Annotated in this window: 13 protein-coding genes, 1 rRNA gene and 1 riboswitch; of the genes, 11 read left to right on the forward strand and 3 right to left on the reverse strand. The window is 56.5% G+C overall.

Annotation, left to right across the window (positions count from 1 at the left end):
* Window positions 1-4 precede the first annotated feature (4 nt).
* Window positions 5-1021: an anthranilate phosphoribosyltransferase gene (trpD, locus tag HMPREF9166_RS11500; protein ID WP_009754187.1), complete on the reverse strand. Its 1017-nt coding sequence runs from the start codon at window positions 1019-1021 to the stop codon at window positions 5-7.
* Between the two features lie 303 nt (window positions 1022-1324).
* Here trpD and HMPREF9166_RS11505 point away from each other — a divergent pair, with 303 nt between their 5' ends.
* Genes HMPREF9166_RS11505 through HMPREF9166_RS11515 form a run of 3 tightly spaced genes read left to right on the forward strand, consistent with a single transcriptional unit; the run spans window position 1325 to window position 6217 of the window.
* Window positions 1325-2011 (forward strand): vitamin B12 dependent-methionine synthase activation domain-containing protein, encoded by a 687-nt coding sequence (locus tag HMPREF9166_RS11505; RefSeq protein WP_039981753.1) that lies wholly within the window; start codon window positions 1325-1327, stop codon window positions 2009-2011.
* A gap of 18 nt (window positions 2012-2029) precedes the next feature.
* Window positions 2030-4438, forward strand: coding sequence for a homocysteine S-methyltransferase family protein (locus HMPREF9166_RS11510; RefSeq protein WP_039981466.1), 2409 nt, complete (start codon window positions 2030-2032; stop codon window positions 4436-4438).
* Window positions 4439-4450: 12 nt separating this feature from the next.
* Window positions 4451-6217: a bifunctional homocysteine S-methyltransferase/methylenetetrahydrofolate reductase gene (locus HMPREF9166_RS11515; RefSeq protein WP_009754190.1), complete on the forward strand. Its 1767-nt coding sequence runs from the start codon at window positions 4451-4453 to the stop codon at window positions 6215-6217.
* Between the two features lie 109 nt (window positions 6218-6326).
* Here HMPREF9166_RS11515 and HMPREF9166_RS11520 read toward each other — a convergent pair whose 3' ends face one another.
* The gene (locus HMPREF9166_RS11520; protein ID WP_009754191.1) at window positions 6327-6887 is read right to left on the reverse strand and encodes a hypothetical protein; all 561 of its coding nucleotides are present in this window, start codon (window positions 6885-6887) and stop codon (window positions 6327-6329) included.
* A 9-nt stretch (window positions 6888-6896) separates the two neighbouring features.
* Window positions 6897-7985: a dipeptide epimerase gene (locus HMPREF9166_RS11525; RefSeq protein WP_009754192.1), complete on the reverse strand. Its 1089-nt coding sequence runs from the start codon at window positions 7983-7985 to the stop codon at window positions 6897-6899.
* A gap of 144 nt (window positions 7986-8129) precedes the next feature.
* On the opposite strand from HMPREF9166_RS11525, the gene HMPREF9166_RS11530 reads away from it, so the two are divergent.
* The 8 genes from HMPREF9166_RS11530 to HMPREF9166_RS11570 all read left to right on the forward strand — a co-directional run.
* Window positions 8130-9296, forward strand: a complete 1167-nt coding sequence (locus HMPREF9166_RS11530; RefSeq protein WP_039981467.1) for a DUF819 domain-containing protein — start codon at window positions 8130-8132, stop codon at window positions 9294-9296.
* A 121-nt stretch (window positions 9297-9417) separates the two neighbouring features.
* Complete coding sequence (rfbA, locus tag HMPREF9166_RS11535; RefSeq protein ID WP_006690878.1) at window positions 9418-10293, forward strand: glucose-1-phosphate thymidylyltransferase RfbA; 876 nt, start codon at window positions 9418-9420, stop codon at window positions 10291-10293.
* A gap of 9 nt (window positions 10294-10302) precedes the next feature.
* Window positions 10303-10863 (forward strand): dTDP-4-dehydrorhamnose 3,5-epimerase, encoded by a 561-nt coding sequence (gene rfbC / locus HMPREF9166_RS11540; protein WP_009754194.1) that lies wholly within the window; start codon window positions 10303-10305, stop codon window positions 10861-10863.
* Between the two features lie 45 nt (window positions 10864-10908).
* Window positions 10909-11009, forward strand: a riboswitch (TPP riboswitch).
* A 127-nt stretch (window positions 11010-11136) separates the two neighbouring features.
* Window positions 11137-11958 carry a hydroxyethylthiazole kinase gene (gene thiM / locus HMPREF9166_RS11545; protein ID WP_039981469.1) on the forward strand — a complete coding sequence of 274 codons (822 nt, stop codon included), beginning with the start codon at window positions 11137-11139 and terminating at the stop codon, window positions 11956-11958.
* 60 nt (window positions 11959-12018) lie between these two features.
* Window positions 12019-12678, forward strand: coding sequence for a thiamine phosphate synthase (gene thiE, locus HMPREF9166_RS11550; protein WP_009754196.1), 660 nt, complete (start codon window positions 12019-12021; stop codon window positions 12676-12678).
* 13 nt (window positions 12679-12691) lie between these two features.
* Window positions 12692-13495 carry a bifunctional hydroxymethylpyrimidine kinase/phosphomethylpyrimidine kinase gene (gene thiD, locus HMPREF9166_RS11555; RefSeq protein ID WP_009754197.1) on the forward strand — a complete coding sequence of 268 codons (804 nt, stop codon included), beginning with the start codon at window positions 12692-12694 and terminating at the stop codon, window positions 13493-13495.
* Window positions 13496-13498: 3 nt separating this feature from the next.
* Window positions 13499-14686, forward strand: coding sequence for a putative hydroxymethylpyrimidine transporter CytX (cytX, locus tag HMPREF9166_RS11560; RefSeq protein WP_009754198.1), 1188 nt, complete (start codon window positions 13499-13501; stop codon window positions 14684-14686).
* Between the two features lie 297 nt (window positions 14687-14983).
* Window positions 14984-15358, forward strand: a 16S ribosomal RNA gene (locus HMPREF9166_RS11570); the annotation flags it as partial.

A 15358-nucleotide genomic window follows, 5' to 3' on the forward strand; every position in this document is an offset into this window, starting at 1 on the left:
TGCATCACTGAGAGATGCGAATAAAGTCCTCCAGCTTCTGCAGAGCACTGCCGTCGGCAATGACGCGGCGTGCTGTATCGATGCCCTCCGCAATCGAGTCTGCTTTTCCCCCGATATAGATCGCAGCCCCCGCGTTCATCAGGCAGATATCCGCCCGTGCATCGGTGATCTCTCCCGCAAGAATCCCGCGCGTCACGGCAGCATTCTCGGCAGGTGTGCCGCCGCGGATCGCTTCTTTTGACGCAGGCGTGATGCCAAAATCTTCGGGACGGATCTCATAGGCACGCTCTGCTGCATTCTCAATCTCATACACCTTGGTCGGTGCACCGACGGAGATCTCATCCATCCCGTCTGTTCCGTGGACAATGAGTGCGCGCTTGACGCCGAGTCCCGGCAGCACACGTGCGAGCGGGCGGAGGAGATGCTCTCCGTAGACACCGAGCAGCATGTATGCGGGTCGGGCGGGATTCGTCAGCGGGCCCAGAATGTTGAATACCGTACGGATGCCGAGCTCACGGCGGATCGCACCGACGTGCTTCATCGACTGATGATAACGCTGGGCAAAGAGAAAGGCGAGCCCGATGCCCCCCAGTTCCTCACGCACCTTCTCGGGCGGCTGGTCGATGTTGACCCCGAGTGCCTCTAGACAGTCCGCCGTACCGCTCTTCGAGGACGCGGCACGGTTGCCGTGCTTGCAGACCTTGAGCCCTGCCGCCGCTGCGAGAAACGAGGCGGTGGTGGACACGTTAATACTGCCCGAGTGGTCTCCGCCCGTGCCGACGATGTCGATGACATTCATCTCGTGCGTGACGGGCTGTGCGTGTTCACGCATTGCCGCCGCCGATCCCGAGATCTCGTCAATCGTCTCCATGCCGCTGCTCTTCGTGGAGAGCGCAGCGAGGTAGGCGGCGTTTTCGACCGCAGAGGTCTCGCCCGACATGATCTCGTTCATGACCGTATATGCTTCGTCGTAGGTCAGATCCTGCTTATCGACAATTTTCTTGATCGCCTCTTTTATCATTCCATTTCCTCCTTGAGAAATTATGGGTACGGTGATAAGGCAGTATTATAACACAAAATACATGGGACTGCCATAGAGCTTTTTTGATGGTTCCTTGCCAAGTGCTGCGGACAGGGAAACCCTTGCCACGTCAATTTGTCACTTACAAATCAAAATAAAATAATATTATAGAAATATATACTATTAGAAGAAAGGAATCCATGTCATTGTACGGATATGATGGATGTGGTATAATCGGGGACACTTGACGACGCGTGAATCATTGATAGCAGGGAGTGGTGACGGAAGAGAATGGGAGCGACGATGATTGAACCGCGGTTTACCGCGCTGAATGACAATGAAATTTTGAAATATCTCGGCTTTCGCGGGCAGGAGCTGACGGAGGAGATTGCGGCGCAGATTCATCGCTGCAGTGATGAGGTGCTGGCGGCGTCGACGCCGCGCCTGACCTATCGACAGCTCCCCATCGAGGATGGTGCGGTGCTCGGCGTTTCCTTTGCTGGCAAGGATATTCCGCAGATGCTCGCGCCGTGCGAGGAGGCAGTGCTCTTTGGAGCGACGCTCGGTCCCGGTGTAGAGCGGCTGATGATGCGCAGCGAGGTGACGAATGCAGCGGATGCCGTCATCATGGATGCGTGTGCGAGCACGGCGATCGAGAATATCTGCAACAATTTTGAGGCGGATATGCGCGCGGTTGTAGAGGCAGAGGGGCGCTATCTGACGGATCGCTTCAGCCCCGGCTACGGCGATCTGCCGATCACGGAGCAGCCGAAGTTCTTTTCACTGCTCGATATGACACGGCGCATCGGCGTATCACTGACGCCAACGACGATCATGGTGCCGCGCAAATCCGTGACGGCGATCATGGGGATTGCGCGCACACCGCAGCCGCATCGCCCGCCGGACTGTGAGCACTGTCTCATGTTCCGCACCTGCCCGTTCCGTAAGGCGGGGCGCAGGTGCCGCGAAGGGGCAAAGACGGGGAAATAGATGGGAGTAAATAGAAAAATGAACGATATTATTATTTTGGACGGAGGTATGGGCACGGAGCTGCAGGCGCGCGGCCTTGCCCCGGGGGAGCGCCCCGAGCTCTTCGGGATGGAGCATCCCGATGTGGTTGAGGAGGTGCACTGCAACTATATTGCGGCGGGCAGCCGAGTGATCTACAGCAATACGTTCGGTGCCAATGGACATAAGCTGATTGGTACGGGGAAGAGCGTTGCCGAGGTGATCGCGGCAAATGTCGCGACGGCACGGCGTGCGGCGGAGCATTCCGGCGTAGAAGGTGTACGCGTTGCCCTCGATGTCGGTCCGATCGGTGAACTTGTTGAACCGCTGGGAACACTCTCCTTTGAGGAGGCGTATGAACTCTTTCGCGAGATGGTCACGGCAGGCGCGGCGGCAGGTGCCGACCTCGTCGTCTTTGAGACGCTGACGGATCTCTACGAGGTCAAGGCAGCGGTGCTCGCAGCGAAGGAACATACCAAGCTGCCGATCTGGGTGACGATGACATTCGAGCAGAATGGGCGCACCTTCCTCGGTGCCGCGGTGTCCTCCGTGGCCGTGACGCTGGATGCGCTCGGCATCGCTGCACTCGGTGTCAACTGCTCGCTCGGTCCTGCAGAGCTTCGCCCCATCGTCGCAGAGATGATGGAGTGGACGGACTTGCCGATCATTGTCAAACCGAATGCAGGTCTCCCCGACCCGCGCACGGGCGCGTACGAGATGACGGCGGAGATGTTCGGGGCGGAGATGCTGCACTTTGCCCAAAGCGGGGCACTCATTCTCGGCGGCTGCTGCGGCACCAATCCTGACTTTATCCGCTGCCTTGCAGAGACGGTGGCGGGCGGGGCAGCAGACCGTCCCGCACGGAAGAAACGCAAGGGGCTCGCTTCGCCCGGACGCGTCGCAGAGTATGGCAAGGTCAATGTCATTGGAGAGCGCATCAATCCGACGGGCAAGAAGCGGCTGCAGCAGGCGCTTCTTGAGGAGGATATGGGCTACATCAAGAAACTCGCCATTGCACAGCAGGAGGCGGGCGCGCAGGTGCTCGACATCAATGTCGGTGCGCAGGGCGTCGATGAGGCTGCGATCATCCCGCAGGTAGTCAAGGCCGTCCAGAGCGTCGTTGATCTGCCGCTGCAGATCGACTCGGCGAATCCGACAGTGATCGAGGCGGCACTGCGCGTGACGAACGGGCGCGCCATCATCAACTCGGTCAGTGGGGAGCGCGCACGCATGGACGCGATCTTCCCGCTTGCGAAACACTATGGGGCGGCAGTGCTCGGGCTCGCGATGGATGAGAGCGGTCTGCCCGAAACAGCAGCACAGCGCGTGGCTATTGCCGAGCGCATTGTGGCAGAGGCGGAGACCTATGGGCTCGACCGCGAGGATATCGTGATCGACTGTCTGACGCTGACCATCTCGGCACAGCAGGAGCAGGCGATGGAGACACTGCGCGCCGTGCGTGAGGTGCATGAGCGCCTGGGACTGCACTGTGCACTCGGGGTCAGCAATATTTCGTTTGGTCTTCCCGCACGCGTGCACATGACGGTGAACTTCCTCATTCAGGCGATGCACGTCGGTCTGGATTTCCCGATCATCAATCCGAACACGAAGGAGGTCATGGACGCCGTTGTCTCCTTCCGTGCCGTCAGCGGAGAGGATGCGGACTGTGCCGCCTATATTGAGCGGTTTGCTGCCGAGCAGGCAGAGATTCGCCGCCGTAAGGAGCTCGGTATTACGGACGCTGCGGCAGACGTGAAGTCGGATACACCTACTGCGGAGGGGGATGCAGAAATCGATCCGCTGATGGATGCCATCATGCGTGGTCTCAGCGATGATGCAGAGCAGATTGCGCGTCGGCTGCTGGCGAACACGGCTCCAATGGACATCATCCAGAATAAAGTCATTCCTGCGCTCGATATTGTCGGCGACCGCTATGAAAAGGAGATCATCTTCCTGCCGCAGCTGATCAATGCGGCAAATGCAGCGACGTCGGCACTTGAACTCATCAAGGCAAAGCTGGCCGAAAATGGACAGGGAATCTCAAAGGGGAAGGTCATCCTCGCGACCGTCGAGGGCGACATCCACGACATCGGCAAGAACATCGTCAAGGTCGTCCTCGAGAACTACGGCTATCAGATCATCGATCTCGGACGCGATGTACCCGTACAGCGCGTGGTCGAAGTCGCCATCGAGAAGAAGGTCGGACTGATCGGTCTCTCTGCGCTGATGACGACGACCGTCACGGCGATGAAGCGGACGATTGACGCGCTGCACGAGGCAGGCCATGAGTGTCAGACGGTGGTTGGCGGTGCTGTCCTGACGGAGGACTATGCGCGCGAGATCGGCGCAGACTACTATGCCGCTGATGCGCGCAGTGCTGTCGAAATCGCACGCAGTGTTCTCGGCTGAGGGAGGGACAGGATGGCGGATATACGCGAACATCTAAAGCATGAGCCGCTCGTCTTTGACGGCGGTATGGGCACGTACTACGCACAGAAAACCAATACGCGCGGCAAGGGCGTAGAGCTTGCCAACCTCCAATCACCCGACGTGGTTGCAGGAATTCATGCAGAGTACCTGCACGCCGGCGCGCAAGCGATCAAGACGAATACATTTGCTGCAAACCGCATTGTCTACCAAGGCGATGACGAACTCGTTGCGCAGATCATCCGTGCTGGCTGGGCGCTCGCCGCTCGCGCGGCAGAGCCATTTGACGCATACGTCTTTGCTGACATCGGTCCGGTGATCGGACTGCCGCCGCGTGACATTGCTGCAGAGTATCGCTTTCTGGCGGATACATTCCTTTCCTGCGGCGCCACGCATTTCCTCTTTGAGACGAATTCCTCGGCTGAGGGATTGACGGAGACGGCCGCCTATATCAAGGCGGCATGCCCTCATGCCTTTGTGCAGATTTCCTTTACGGCACTTCCGGGGGGCTATACGCGCGACGGCTTCTTTGCGGAGGATCTCGTCCGCGCCGTGGCAGAGAGCGGACAGGTTGATGCTGTCGGCTTCAACTGTGTGAACGGCGTACGTCAGATGAAGGAATTGCTGCATCATCTCAAGTCGGTGTCGCTGCCGCTCGCGCTGATGCCGAACGCGGGACATCCGATGGTCGTCGATGGGCGCACCTTCTATGAGAGTGCACCGGAGTATTTTGCTGAGACACTGGCGGCACTCGTGCAGGACGGTGTCTCCATCCTCGGCGGCTGCTGCGGCACGACACCGGCGCATATTCGCGCTCTCTGCACAGCTCTCGGGACGCAGGGCACAGTGACTGCTGATGTGCAGGCAGCCGCTGAGCAGGAGCCTGTCATACAGGCGGAGAGCCCCTTTTTCGCAGCCCTACGGGATGGCAGGAAAGTCATTGCTGTAGAGCTTGACCCACCTGAGACCGGTCACGCGGAGAAATTTCTCCGTGGGGCGCGTGAGCTGCGCGAGGCGGGCGTCGATGCCATTACGATTGCGGATAACCCCGTCGCGCGGGCGCGTATGGATGCGGCGATGCTTGCGTCGCGTGTCCATCGTGAGCTCGGGATCGAGCCGATTCCGCACATGACCTGCCGCGACCGCAACCTCAACGCGATTAAGTCGATTCTGCTCGGGCTCAGCGCCGAGGGCATTCACAATATGATTGCCATTACCGGCGACCCAATTCCGACGGCGGAACGCGATGAGGTAAAGAGTGTCTATCAGTTCAACTCGCGCAAGCTGTCCGCATTCATCAAGAGCCTCGGTGAGCATGGCGACGTTCTGCCGTTTCATGTGTTCGGTGCACTCAACATCAATGCGAAACATTTTCCCTCGCAGATTGGACTTGCCAAGAAAAAGCTGGAAGCGGGGATGACGGGATTCTTTACCCAGCCCGTGCTGAGCGAACGCGCGAAGGAGAACCTGTGCACGGCGCGTGAGGAGCTGGGAGATGCCCTGATTATGGGCGGACTGATGCCCGTGGTCAGCGAACGCAACGCACGGTTTATGGCAAGCGAGATTGCGGGCATTCACGTCGAGGAGCGCATCATCAATGCGTATCACGGGCTCGATCGGGAGGCGGCGGAGGAACTCGCTGTCAGGCTTTCGCTGGAGATTGCCCATGACATTGAGCCGTATATTGACGGTTACTACATCATCACGCCATTTTCGCGCACACCGCTGGTCGCCCGCATCGTTGCAGAGCTTTTGAAATGATAACAAAAAATCCTCCTTTTGCCGTATTATCTGCGGCAAAAGGGGGATTTTTTAGCTATGGATAGAGCAGTCCCACGAACGAATGAAAAGAGTATCTATCAGCGATTCTCTAGTGAACAGTACCGCCCAGTGTCATTGGCAGCGTATGCGACGCCGATGCTGCGGCACGAAGATCCGCGGGGGACTTCTTCGCCCATACGGCAGCGACTTTCTTTTGGAAGGCAAGCATCGAGAGCGGTGCACTTTTTTGTGCGCGTACGTTTTGTCGGATGATGTCCGCGAACGCTTCGGGCACACGCGCCGTCCGCTGTGCGAGGAGCAGCTTGAGCTTCGTATCGACGAGATAGAGATGAAGGGTCGGATCGGCGAGGCTCTCCTCGTCCGGCATCAGTTCCTCTTTGACGAGGGCGAGGGAAAGCGGTGCGTCGCCCCAGCCATCCTTGAAGATGCCGTCGATACGATAGAGGAAAAAGAGTATGCCGTCCATCTCGGTGAGCGCCAGCTCGATCTCGCCCGTGCGAAATGCCTCCACAGCAATGGCATCCGTGCGCGAGAGCTGCAGCAGGAACATCATGCCGTTCTTATCCGCTTGAAACATGCCGCCGTCTGCTTCGGCACGGATGGGCAGGGGGAATGGCTCACCGACGGCGAAATTGATCGATGTACTCATGCGGTCTCCTTACAGCATCTTCAGTCCGGCAACGCCCTTGATGCCAAGCCCCGGTGCGGCAGAGGCAGTGATGTCCTTCTCGTTGAACTGTGCACCGCCCTCGATCGGATCCTCACGGCAGAGCACGGGACCGTCGAGGTCAATGCGCGTGACGATTTTTTTGGCGCAGGCGAGTGCCACTGCGGCATTGACGGAGATCTTTGCCTCGAGCATACAGCCGAGCATACACTCCATGCCATAGATCTCTGCAGCAGCGATGATCTGCTGCGCGGGGTAGAGCCCGCCGCATTTCATGAGTTTGATGTTGACCATGTCAGCGGCGTGGAGCTGCATGATGCGCAGCGCATCGGAGGGGGAGAAGACGGCCTCGTCGGCGAGGACGGGGACGTCGCTCTCGCGCGTGACGTAGGCGAGTCCGTCAATGTCGGCGGCGGCGACGGGCTGCTCCACCAGCTCAATATCGAGCCCTTTCTCGGCCATCTGGGCGAGGATGCGTACTGCTTCGCGCGGACGCCATGCCTGATTGGCGTCAATGCGGATGCGTACGTCTTTGCCGACCGCGTCACGGACGGCGACGAGACGGGCGACATCGAGCGAGGGATCAATTCCCACTTTGATCTTGAGCGTGTCGTAGCCGCGGCGGATGGCATCGCGTGCGTCGCGCGCCATCTCCTCGGGCGCATTGACGCTGATCGTGATGTCGGTCACGATGCCGTCCCTTGCTCCGCCGAGCAGTTTGTGTACGGGGATGTTCCAGAGCTGACCGTAGAGATCGTGGAGCGCCATATCGACAGCGGCCTTTGCCGAGGTATTGTGGATGAGCGCGGTCTGCACATTACGGATGAGATCCTCGAACTCGTTCACATCCCGTCCGATCAGCATCGGGGCAAGGTGCGTGCGTATCGCGTCGATGATGCCGCCCGTCGTGTCACCCGTCACGATGCCCGTCGGCGGTGCCTCGCCATAGCCCGTTGCACCCGTATCGGTATGGATGAGAACGATGACATCCTCGACGCTGTCCACGCGGCGGCGTGCTGTTTTGAACGGAACACGCAGGGGAACAGAAAGCATGCCCAGTTCGACGTTCGTAATTTTCATGGGAATCCTCCTTTTGTATACAGAATTCTTTCATAAATAAGAGAACTATAGGAAAGAAGTCCATTGTATCTCTTTATTGGTTTATTACATAATCGAGACTATAATTCTTCAAGGAATTATATATCATCGAAGGAGTGTATTGTCATGATTACGGATGGATTTTCCTATGTTGCCGTGCTCATCCTCCTCGCAGGCGGGCTGGTAACGCTTGAGAAGGGGACCGGCTGGGCGCTGTTCCGCTATCTTCCCGCTGTCGTTCTCGTCTACCTCATTTCCATGCTGCTCTGCACCTTCGGCACATGGGATATGGCGGCGACCAAGCCCGCCTACGGCGCACTGAAGAACTCGCTGACGTACGCGATGGTCTTTACCATGCTGCTGCGCTGCGATATCCGCAAGGTACTGAAGCTCGGCCCGCGGATGCTGCTCGGATTCTTCTCTGCATCACTCACAATCATGATCGGTTTCATCGTCGCCTTTCTCGTGATGAAGGGGCTGATCGGCTCCGATTCGTGGATGGCGCTCGGCGCGCTCTGCGGCTCATGGCTTGGAGGTTCCGGCAACATGGTCGCGGTGCAGGCGGCGCTCGGCGTGTCGGAGGCGGATATGGGCTATGCCCTCGTGGTGGACTCTATCGACTACTCCATCTGGGTCATGTTCCTGCTCTGGCTGATCACGCTCGCATCGCGATTCAACGTCTGGAACAAGGCAGACACGACACAGCTCGATGCTGTCTCGCGCAGCCTTGAGGAAGATGCAAAACTGAACACGGGGAAGATCACATTCCAGAGCATTATCCTCCTGCTTGGTGCGGCTCTTGTCGTCTCGGCTGTCGGTGCGAACGTCGGAAAGATACTCAATGCCGCTGTGCCGTTCTTTGACAAGGCGACGTGGACAATCCTCTTTATCACAGTGCTTGGTCTGATCGGCGCTGTTTCGCCGCTTGGACGTGTGGCGGGCTCAGCAGAGATCTCGAATGTTCTCCTCTACTCCGTGATTGCCCTCCTCGCATCGCGCGCCTCTTTGCTGGAACTGGGCGACGCGCCGTATTGGATTTTGACCGGGTTCATCATCCTCGGCGTTCATTTTGTGCTCATGTTCTTCCTCGCGCGGCTTTTCCGCCTCGATATGTTCACGGCATGTGTTGCCTCGCTCGCCAATATCGGCGGGACGGCGTCCGCACCTGTGCTTGCCGGCACCTACTCCGGCTCGCTCGTTCCCGTCGGCATCCTCATGGCGCTGATGGGCTACGTGATTGGTACACCGTTCGGCATTCTCGTTGCGCATATTATGGAAATGTTTGCGGGGTAAATCTCATATCACGGATCAAAGGCATGCAGAAGGATTCACTTTCTGCATGCCTTTTTTATGAAGGAAATCTGCCTGCATTGTCGAATTAGAGCATCATGAATCTTTTTGAAGAGGTGACGGAATGATCAGAAAGGGAATTATCCTGGCGGGCGGCTCGGGGACGCGTCTCTATCCGCTGACGAAGGTCGTATCGAAGCAACTCATGCCGATCTATGACAAGCCGATGATCTACTATCCGCTGAGCACGCTCATGCTTGCAGGCATACGGGACATCCTCATCATCACGACGCCGAGCGACAGTGAGCTCTATCAGAGCCTCCTCGGTGACGGAAGTCAGCTCGGTATTGCCATCTCGTACGCTGTACAGCCGAGTCCTGACGGACTGGCACAGGCATTTCTCATCGGTGCAGACTTTATCGGCGGCGAGGGATGTGCGCTCGTGCTGGGGGACAATATCTTCTACGGCTCGGATTTTGCGCAGGTGCTGCAGCAGGTGGTACAGCACGACACGGGCGCGACCGTTTTCGCCTACTACGTGTCCGATCCCGAGCGGTACGGCGTCGTCTCCTTTGACGCGGACGGCAGCGCACTCTCGCTGGAGGAAAAACCAAAGCAGCCGAAGTCCAACTACGCTGTGACAGGACTTTACTTCTATGACCATGACATTGTCGACATTGCGCGCGCAGTACGCCCGTCGGCACGCGGGGAACTCGAGATCACCGATGTGAACATCGCCTATCTTACGGCGAAAAAACTCCGTGTGGAGCGGCTGCGGCGCGGCTATGCATGGCTGGACACGGGGACGCATGAGTCCCTCCTGTCGGCGGCGGCATTCGTCCAGACCATCCAGGCGCGTCAGGGACTGAAGATCGCCTGTATCGAGGAGATCGCCTACCGCATGGGTTATATTGATGCCGAGCAGGTGCTCCGTCTCGCAGAGCCACTGGCAAAGAACGAATACGGTGTGTATCTGAAACGCATCGTGGATGAAATGTAGAGGGATAGCATGAACGTCATTGAAACGGCACTGCCCGGCGTTGTTATCATAGAGCCGCAGGTATTCGGCGACGCGCGCGGCTGGTTTATGGAGAGCTGGTCGGCAAAAAAAATGGAGGATGCGGGGATTCATGTCGCATTCGTACAGGACAATCACTCCTTTTCGGCACAGAAGGGGACGCTGCGCGGCCTGCACTATCAGCTGAATCCCATGGCGCAGGCGAAACTCCTGCGCGCCTCGCGCGGTGCGATCTTCGACGTTGCCGTTGACATCCGCCGCGGCTCCCCAACCTATGCACAGTGGGTGGGGGTGGAGCTCTCTGCGGAGAACTATCGCCAGCTCTTCATCCCGCGCGGCTTTGCCCACGGATTTATCACGCTGACCGACAATGTGGAGGTGCAGTATAAGGCGGACAATCTCTATGCACCGGACTGTGACGGCAACATCCGCTGGGATGACCCAGCAATCGGTGTCGCATGGCCGCTCACACCGACCGTCCTCTCGGAGAAGGATGCCGCCGCACCGCTCCTCGCAGAGCGCAGTGAATTGAACTTTGTCTATGAGGGATAGTATAGTGATTCCCTAAGTTGACACAGCATGGAAGAAAAAGTATAATAAAAGCACAAGGGGAGCCGAAAGGCTGAGAGTGGATTCGATCCTGACCCATAACCTGATTTGGATAATGCCAACGTAGGGAAATAGGCCTTTATTTTAAGCGCATTCGGGCGTCATCCATTTCATTTTGGGTGGCGCTCTTTTTGTGTAGATAAGCCATGTCCGGCAGCTTGTGTGTGATTCGGGCGGAACGGGCTGGGAAAAACGATGCAGCAGGAGGAAGCAGTCATGCTGGAAAGCTATTTGGACAACGTAAGAGAGAATGCACCGCTCGTGCATAACATCACCAACTATGTGACCGCAAATGATGTGGCGAATGCCATTCTGGCGGTTGGTGCAAGCCCCATCATGTCGGATGAGCCGGAGGAAGCCGCCGATATCACACGAATTTGTGACGGGCTGAACATCAATATCGGCACACTGCACAAGCAGTCCATCCGCGCGATGCATCTGGCCGGAAAACGCGCCATGGAGCTGGGTCATACGCTGCTTTTGGATCCGGTAGGCGCAGGTGCATCGAAGCTGCGCACTGAGATGGCGGCTGCCCTTATAGAGAAACTGCACTTTACGGCAATTCGCGGCAACATATCGGAGATCAAGGCACTATGTCTTGGCAGCACGACGACAAAGGGAGTGGACGCAGATGCTGCGGATGCGGTTACTGAAGCGAATCTTGTAGATATGATTGCGTTTGCAAAGATGTGTGCGCAATCATGCGGGAGTGTTATCGCCATTACCGGTGCCATTGATTTGGTCGCTGATGCAGAGGCATGCTATGTCATCCGCAATGGGCGCAAAGAAATGAGCAGCATTACGGGAACGGGTTGTCAGCTCTCCGGTGTCATGACTGCTTTTCTGGCGGCAAATCCCGGCCATGCTTTGGCGGCTGCGGCTGCCGCTGTTGCTGCAATGGGACTCGCCGGCGAGATTGCGATGGAGTATATGACAGACGGTGATGGAAACGCCACATATCGGAATCGGATCATCGACGCGCTCTATCATATAACAGCGGAGCGTATGAATCGAGGAGAAAGGATCGAAATCCGATGATACGGCAGCGAGTGCAGACGAAGGCTCCATGCGAAACGAGCGGGGGCGACAGGAAAGAAGATGAATGAAATGCTTGTGAGGAAAGAAGACCTTCTCCTGTACGCGGTGACCGATCGTCGCTGGCTGCATGGGGGAAGACTGTATGATGCGGCAGAACGTGCGCTGCAAGGAGGTGCGACATTCCTTCAGCTGCGTGAGAAAAGCGCAGGGACAATGCCGCGCGCTTCCTTGCTGGAAGAAGCACGGGCGCTTCGCTTGCTTTGCCGGCGTTATCGTGTACCATTTGTGATTGATGATGATGTGGAGCTGGCCATGGCAATCGGCGTCGATGGCGTCCACGTGGGACAGAGCGATATGGAGGCAGGTGCAGCCAGACAACGCATAGGGAAGGACAAAATTCTTGGCGTCTCGGTACAGACGGTAAAGGAGGCGCGGATTGCCGCAGAGTGCGGTGCCGATTACTTGGGGGTGGGGGCTGTATTTCCTACCAACTCCAAGGAGGATGCCGAGGCTGTTCACTATGAAACGCTGAAAGAAATATGTTCAGCGACAGCAGTTCCCGTTGTCGCAATCGGCGGCATCAACGATGAAAACGTCATGCAGCTTGCCGGCAGTGGTATTGCGGGCGTCGCCGTTATTTCAGCGATCTTTGCCAAGGAGGATATCCGCCTTGCAGCGCAGCGCCTGCTGCACAAGGTAAAAGAAGCAAAGGGAAGATAGGGAGGAAAACGGGATGAAAACTGTACTGACCATCGCCGGAAGTGATTCCAGTGGGGGAGCCGGCATTCAGGCCGACCTCAAAACAATGACGATGAATGGTGTGTTTGGCATGAGTGCCGTGACAGCACTCACCGCCCAGAACACATGCGGTGTGAGCAGTATTTTGAATGTTTCCCCGGAGTTTCTGGGGCAGGAGCTGGATGCCGTTTTTTCGGATATTCGGCCGGATGCGGTGAAAATCGGCATGGTATCCGATGGAGCGCTGATCCGCATCATCGCAGATCTCCTAACCCGTTATGCGGCGGAGCACATCGTGCTGGATCCGGTCATGGTTGCCACCAGCGGGGCAAGACTGATTGAGGAGAAGGCGGTGGAGACATTGACGGATCTTTTGATTCCGCTTGCCGAGGTGATTACACCGAACATTCCGGAGGCAGAGGTTCTTAGCGGACTTGCGATCACAACGGAAGCGGATATGCGTGAGGCTGCCGCATCCATAGCAAAGACCTTTGGCTGCAGTGTTCTCGTAAAGGGAGGGCACAGTCACAATGATGCCAACGACCTCCTTTATGAGCGAGGGACGGTTACGTGGTTTCAGGGAAAAAGAATCGACACACACAACACGCACGGTACGGGCTGCACACTATCCAGTGCTATTGCCGCAAACCTCGCCAAGGGCTTTGACTTGCATGAATCTGTAGGCAGGGCAAAGGAATATGTTTCCGGAGCCTTGGCAGCTATGCTTGACCTCGGAAGGGGCTCTGGCCCCATGAATCACGCATTTGACTTGCAAGGCAGGTTTGCAGAGGGGATGTAAAGGATGAATGAGAAAGCAAAAAGGAGCAATTTGTTTGGACATGGCTTGCTCTGGTTCGGTGCGGGCGTTTCTATTGCGGAAATTTTGACAGGAACGTATCTGGCGCCACTTGGATGGGAAGCAGGCATGACGGCCATTGTGCTGGGGCATCTGATTGGTGGTGTCCTATTTTTCCTGACTGGGCTGGTCAGTGCCAGAAGTGGAAAAAGCGCTATGGAAGCGGTGAAGATGGCCTATGGCCGCTATGGCGGCGCATTTTTTGCGATGCTGAACGTGTTGCAGCTCGTTGGCTGGACAGGCATTATGATTTATGACGGAGCTTTGTCCGCCACGGCCATCTGGCCGATAGGAAACTGGGGCTGGTGCGTGGTGATTGGCGCACTGATTGTACTGTGGATTGTCGTGGGAGTCAGAAATTTTGGCCGGATGAATACCATCACGATGACGGCACTCTTCATCCTGACGGTAATCATGTGCATTGTTATTATGGAGGAGACCGGTACAGCACCTTTCTCGTCCGAGATGATTTCCTTTGGAGCCGCACTGGAACTGTCGGTTTCCATGCCGCTTTCGTGGCTGCCTGTGGTCGGCGATTACACAAAGGACACCGAAGAGCCGGTCAGGGCAGCTCTTGTCAGCACGCTTGTATACGGTCTCGTAAGCAGCTGGATGTTTTTGATTGGCATGGGCGCGGCAATTTTGGCGGGAACCGGTGACATCGCCCAGATCATGCTTCGCGCAGGGCTTGGCACGGTGGGACTCCTTATTATTGTGTTTTCCACGGTCACCACAGCATTCTTGGATGCCTTCTCCGCCGGGATTTCTGCGGAAGCTGTGCGGACAGCTATGGGACAAGACGGTGAGGGAAAAGGGAAGAAGATGGCCGTATTTGCGGCGACAATTGGAACAGTGGCGGCAATTCTCTTTCCTATGGATGACATTACTGGGCTTTTGTATATGATTGGATCTGTTTTTGCCCCCATGGTTGCTGTTCTGCTCGGAGCGTTCTTCGTTCTGAAAACGGATGCTCAGAACAAGGCGTGTGATTGGCGAAACATGTTCGCGTGGTTGGTTGGATTCCTCATCTATCGGATGCTTATGGATGTTGATTTGCCCATTGGATACACACTGCCGACGGTCCTCATCACGTTCGCGATATCCGTTGGGCTGAATAAGTGTGTAAAAGTGTAGACATATCTTTTTTGACGAAAAGCAAAAAAACGAAAAAGAGGGGTTGACGGGAGTTGTGACGTGTGTTATATTATGGAAGTCGTGCCGATGAGAGCGGCGGGCGAGCGAAAGCAAGCCCCAGCACTAGAGCGGCGCAGGATGTACCCTGAAAACTACACAATGCAAAACAAGTTAGAGGAAACTCTAACAGCCAGATGCAACATCGTTGTGAAGGAGCAATCCTTCGGTCAACGAAACAACAATTCTTTTACAAGAATGACATTTTGAGCCAACAGGCTCTCAGATAGACTACGGTCTTTTATGGAGAGTTTGATCCTGGCTCAGGACGAACGCTGGCGGCGTGCTTAACACATGCAAGTCGAACGAAATTAAAAAATTATCATTGAGCTCTCCGATGAGATGGGAGCCAAGCGTCGTGACCGCGCAGCGGGCACCACGCGTTCAACAAGTGCAACACCAAGTCGAAGGGTTGAATGGTAATTTTTTAATTTAGTGGCAAACGGGTGAGTAACACGTAGACAACCTGCCGACAGGATGGGGACAACATTCCGAAAGGAATGCTAATACCGAATGAAGTCAGAGGAGGGCATCCTCCTCTGATGAAAGATGGCCTCTTTTTATGCTATCACCTGTTGATGGGTCTGCGTCTGATTAGCTGGTTGGTGAGGTAAT

Origin of the sequence: Selenomonas sp. oral taxon 149 str. 67H29BP (assembly GCF_000146365.1) — a bacterium.
GTDB lineage: Bacteria > Bacillota > Negativicutes > Selenomonadales > Selenomonadaceae > Centipeda > Centipeda felix.

Coding starts and splice junctions, on each gene's coding strand:
- trpD (WP_009754187.1), bottom strand. CDS start 1,021: ATGATAAAAGAGGCGATCAAGAAAATTGTCGATAAGCAGGATCTGACC.
- HMPREF9166_RS11505 (WP_039981753.1), top strand. CDS start 1,325: ATGATTGAACCGCGGTTTACCGCGCTGAATGACAATGAAATTTTGAAA.
- HMPREF9166_RS11510 (WP_039981466.1), top strand. CDS start 2,030: ATGAACGATATTATTATTTTGGACGGAGGTATGGGCACGGAGCTGCAG.
- HMPREF9166_RS11515 (WP_009754190.1), top strand. CDS start 4,451: ATGGCGGATATACGCGAACATCTAAAGCATGAGCCGCTCGTCTTTGAC.
- HMPREF9166_RS11520 (WP_009754191.1), bottom strand. CDS start 6,887: ATGAGTACATCGATCAATTTCGCCGTCGGTGAGCCATTCCCCCTGCCC.
- HMPREF9166_RS11525 (WP_009754192.1), bottom strand. CDS start 7,985: ATGAAAATTACGAACGTCGAACTGGGCATGCTTTCTGTTCCCCTGCGT.
- HMPREF9166_RS11530 (WP_039981467.1), top strand. CDS start 8,130: ATGATTACGGATGGATTTTCCTATGTTGCCGTGCTCATCCTCCTCGCA.
- rfbA (WP_006690878.1), top strand. CDS start 9,418: ATGATCAGAAAGGGAATTATCCTGGCGGGCGGCTCGGGGACGCGTCTC.
- rfbC (WP_009754194.1), top strand. CDS start 10,303: ATGAACGTCATTGAAACGGCACTGCCCGGCGTTGTTATCATAGAGCCG.
- thiM (WP_039981469.1), top strand. CDS start 11,137: ATGCTGGAAAGCTATTTGGACAACGTAAGAGAGAATGCACCGCTCGTG.
- thiE (WP_009754196.1), top strand. CDS start 12,019: ATGAATGAAATGCTTGTGAGGAAAGAAGACCTTCTCCTGTACGCGGTG.
- thiD (WP_009754197.1), top strand. CDS start 12,692: ATGAAAACTGTACTGACCATCGCCGGAAGTGATTCCAGTGGGGGAGCC.
- cytX (WP_009754198.1), top strand. CDS start 13,499: ATGAATGAGAAAGCAAAAAGGAGCAATTTGTTTGGACATGGCTTGCTC.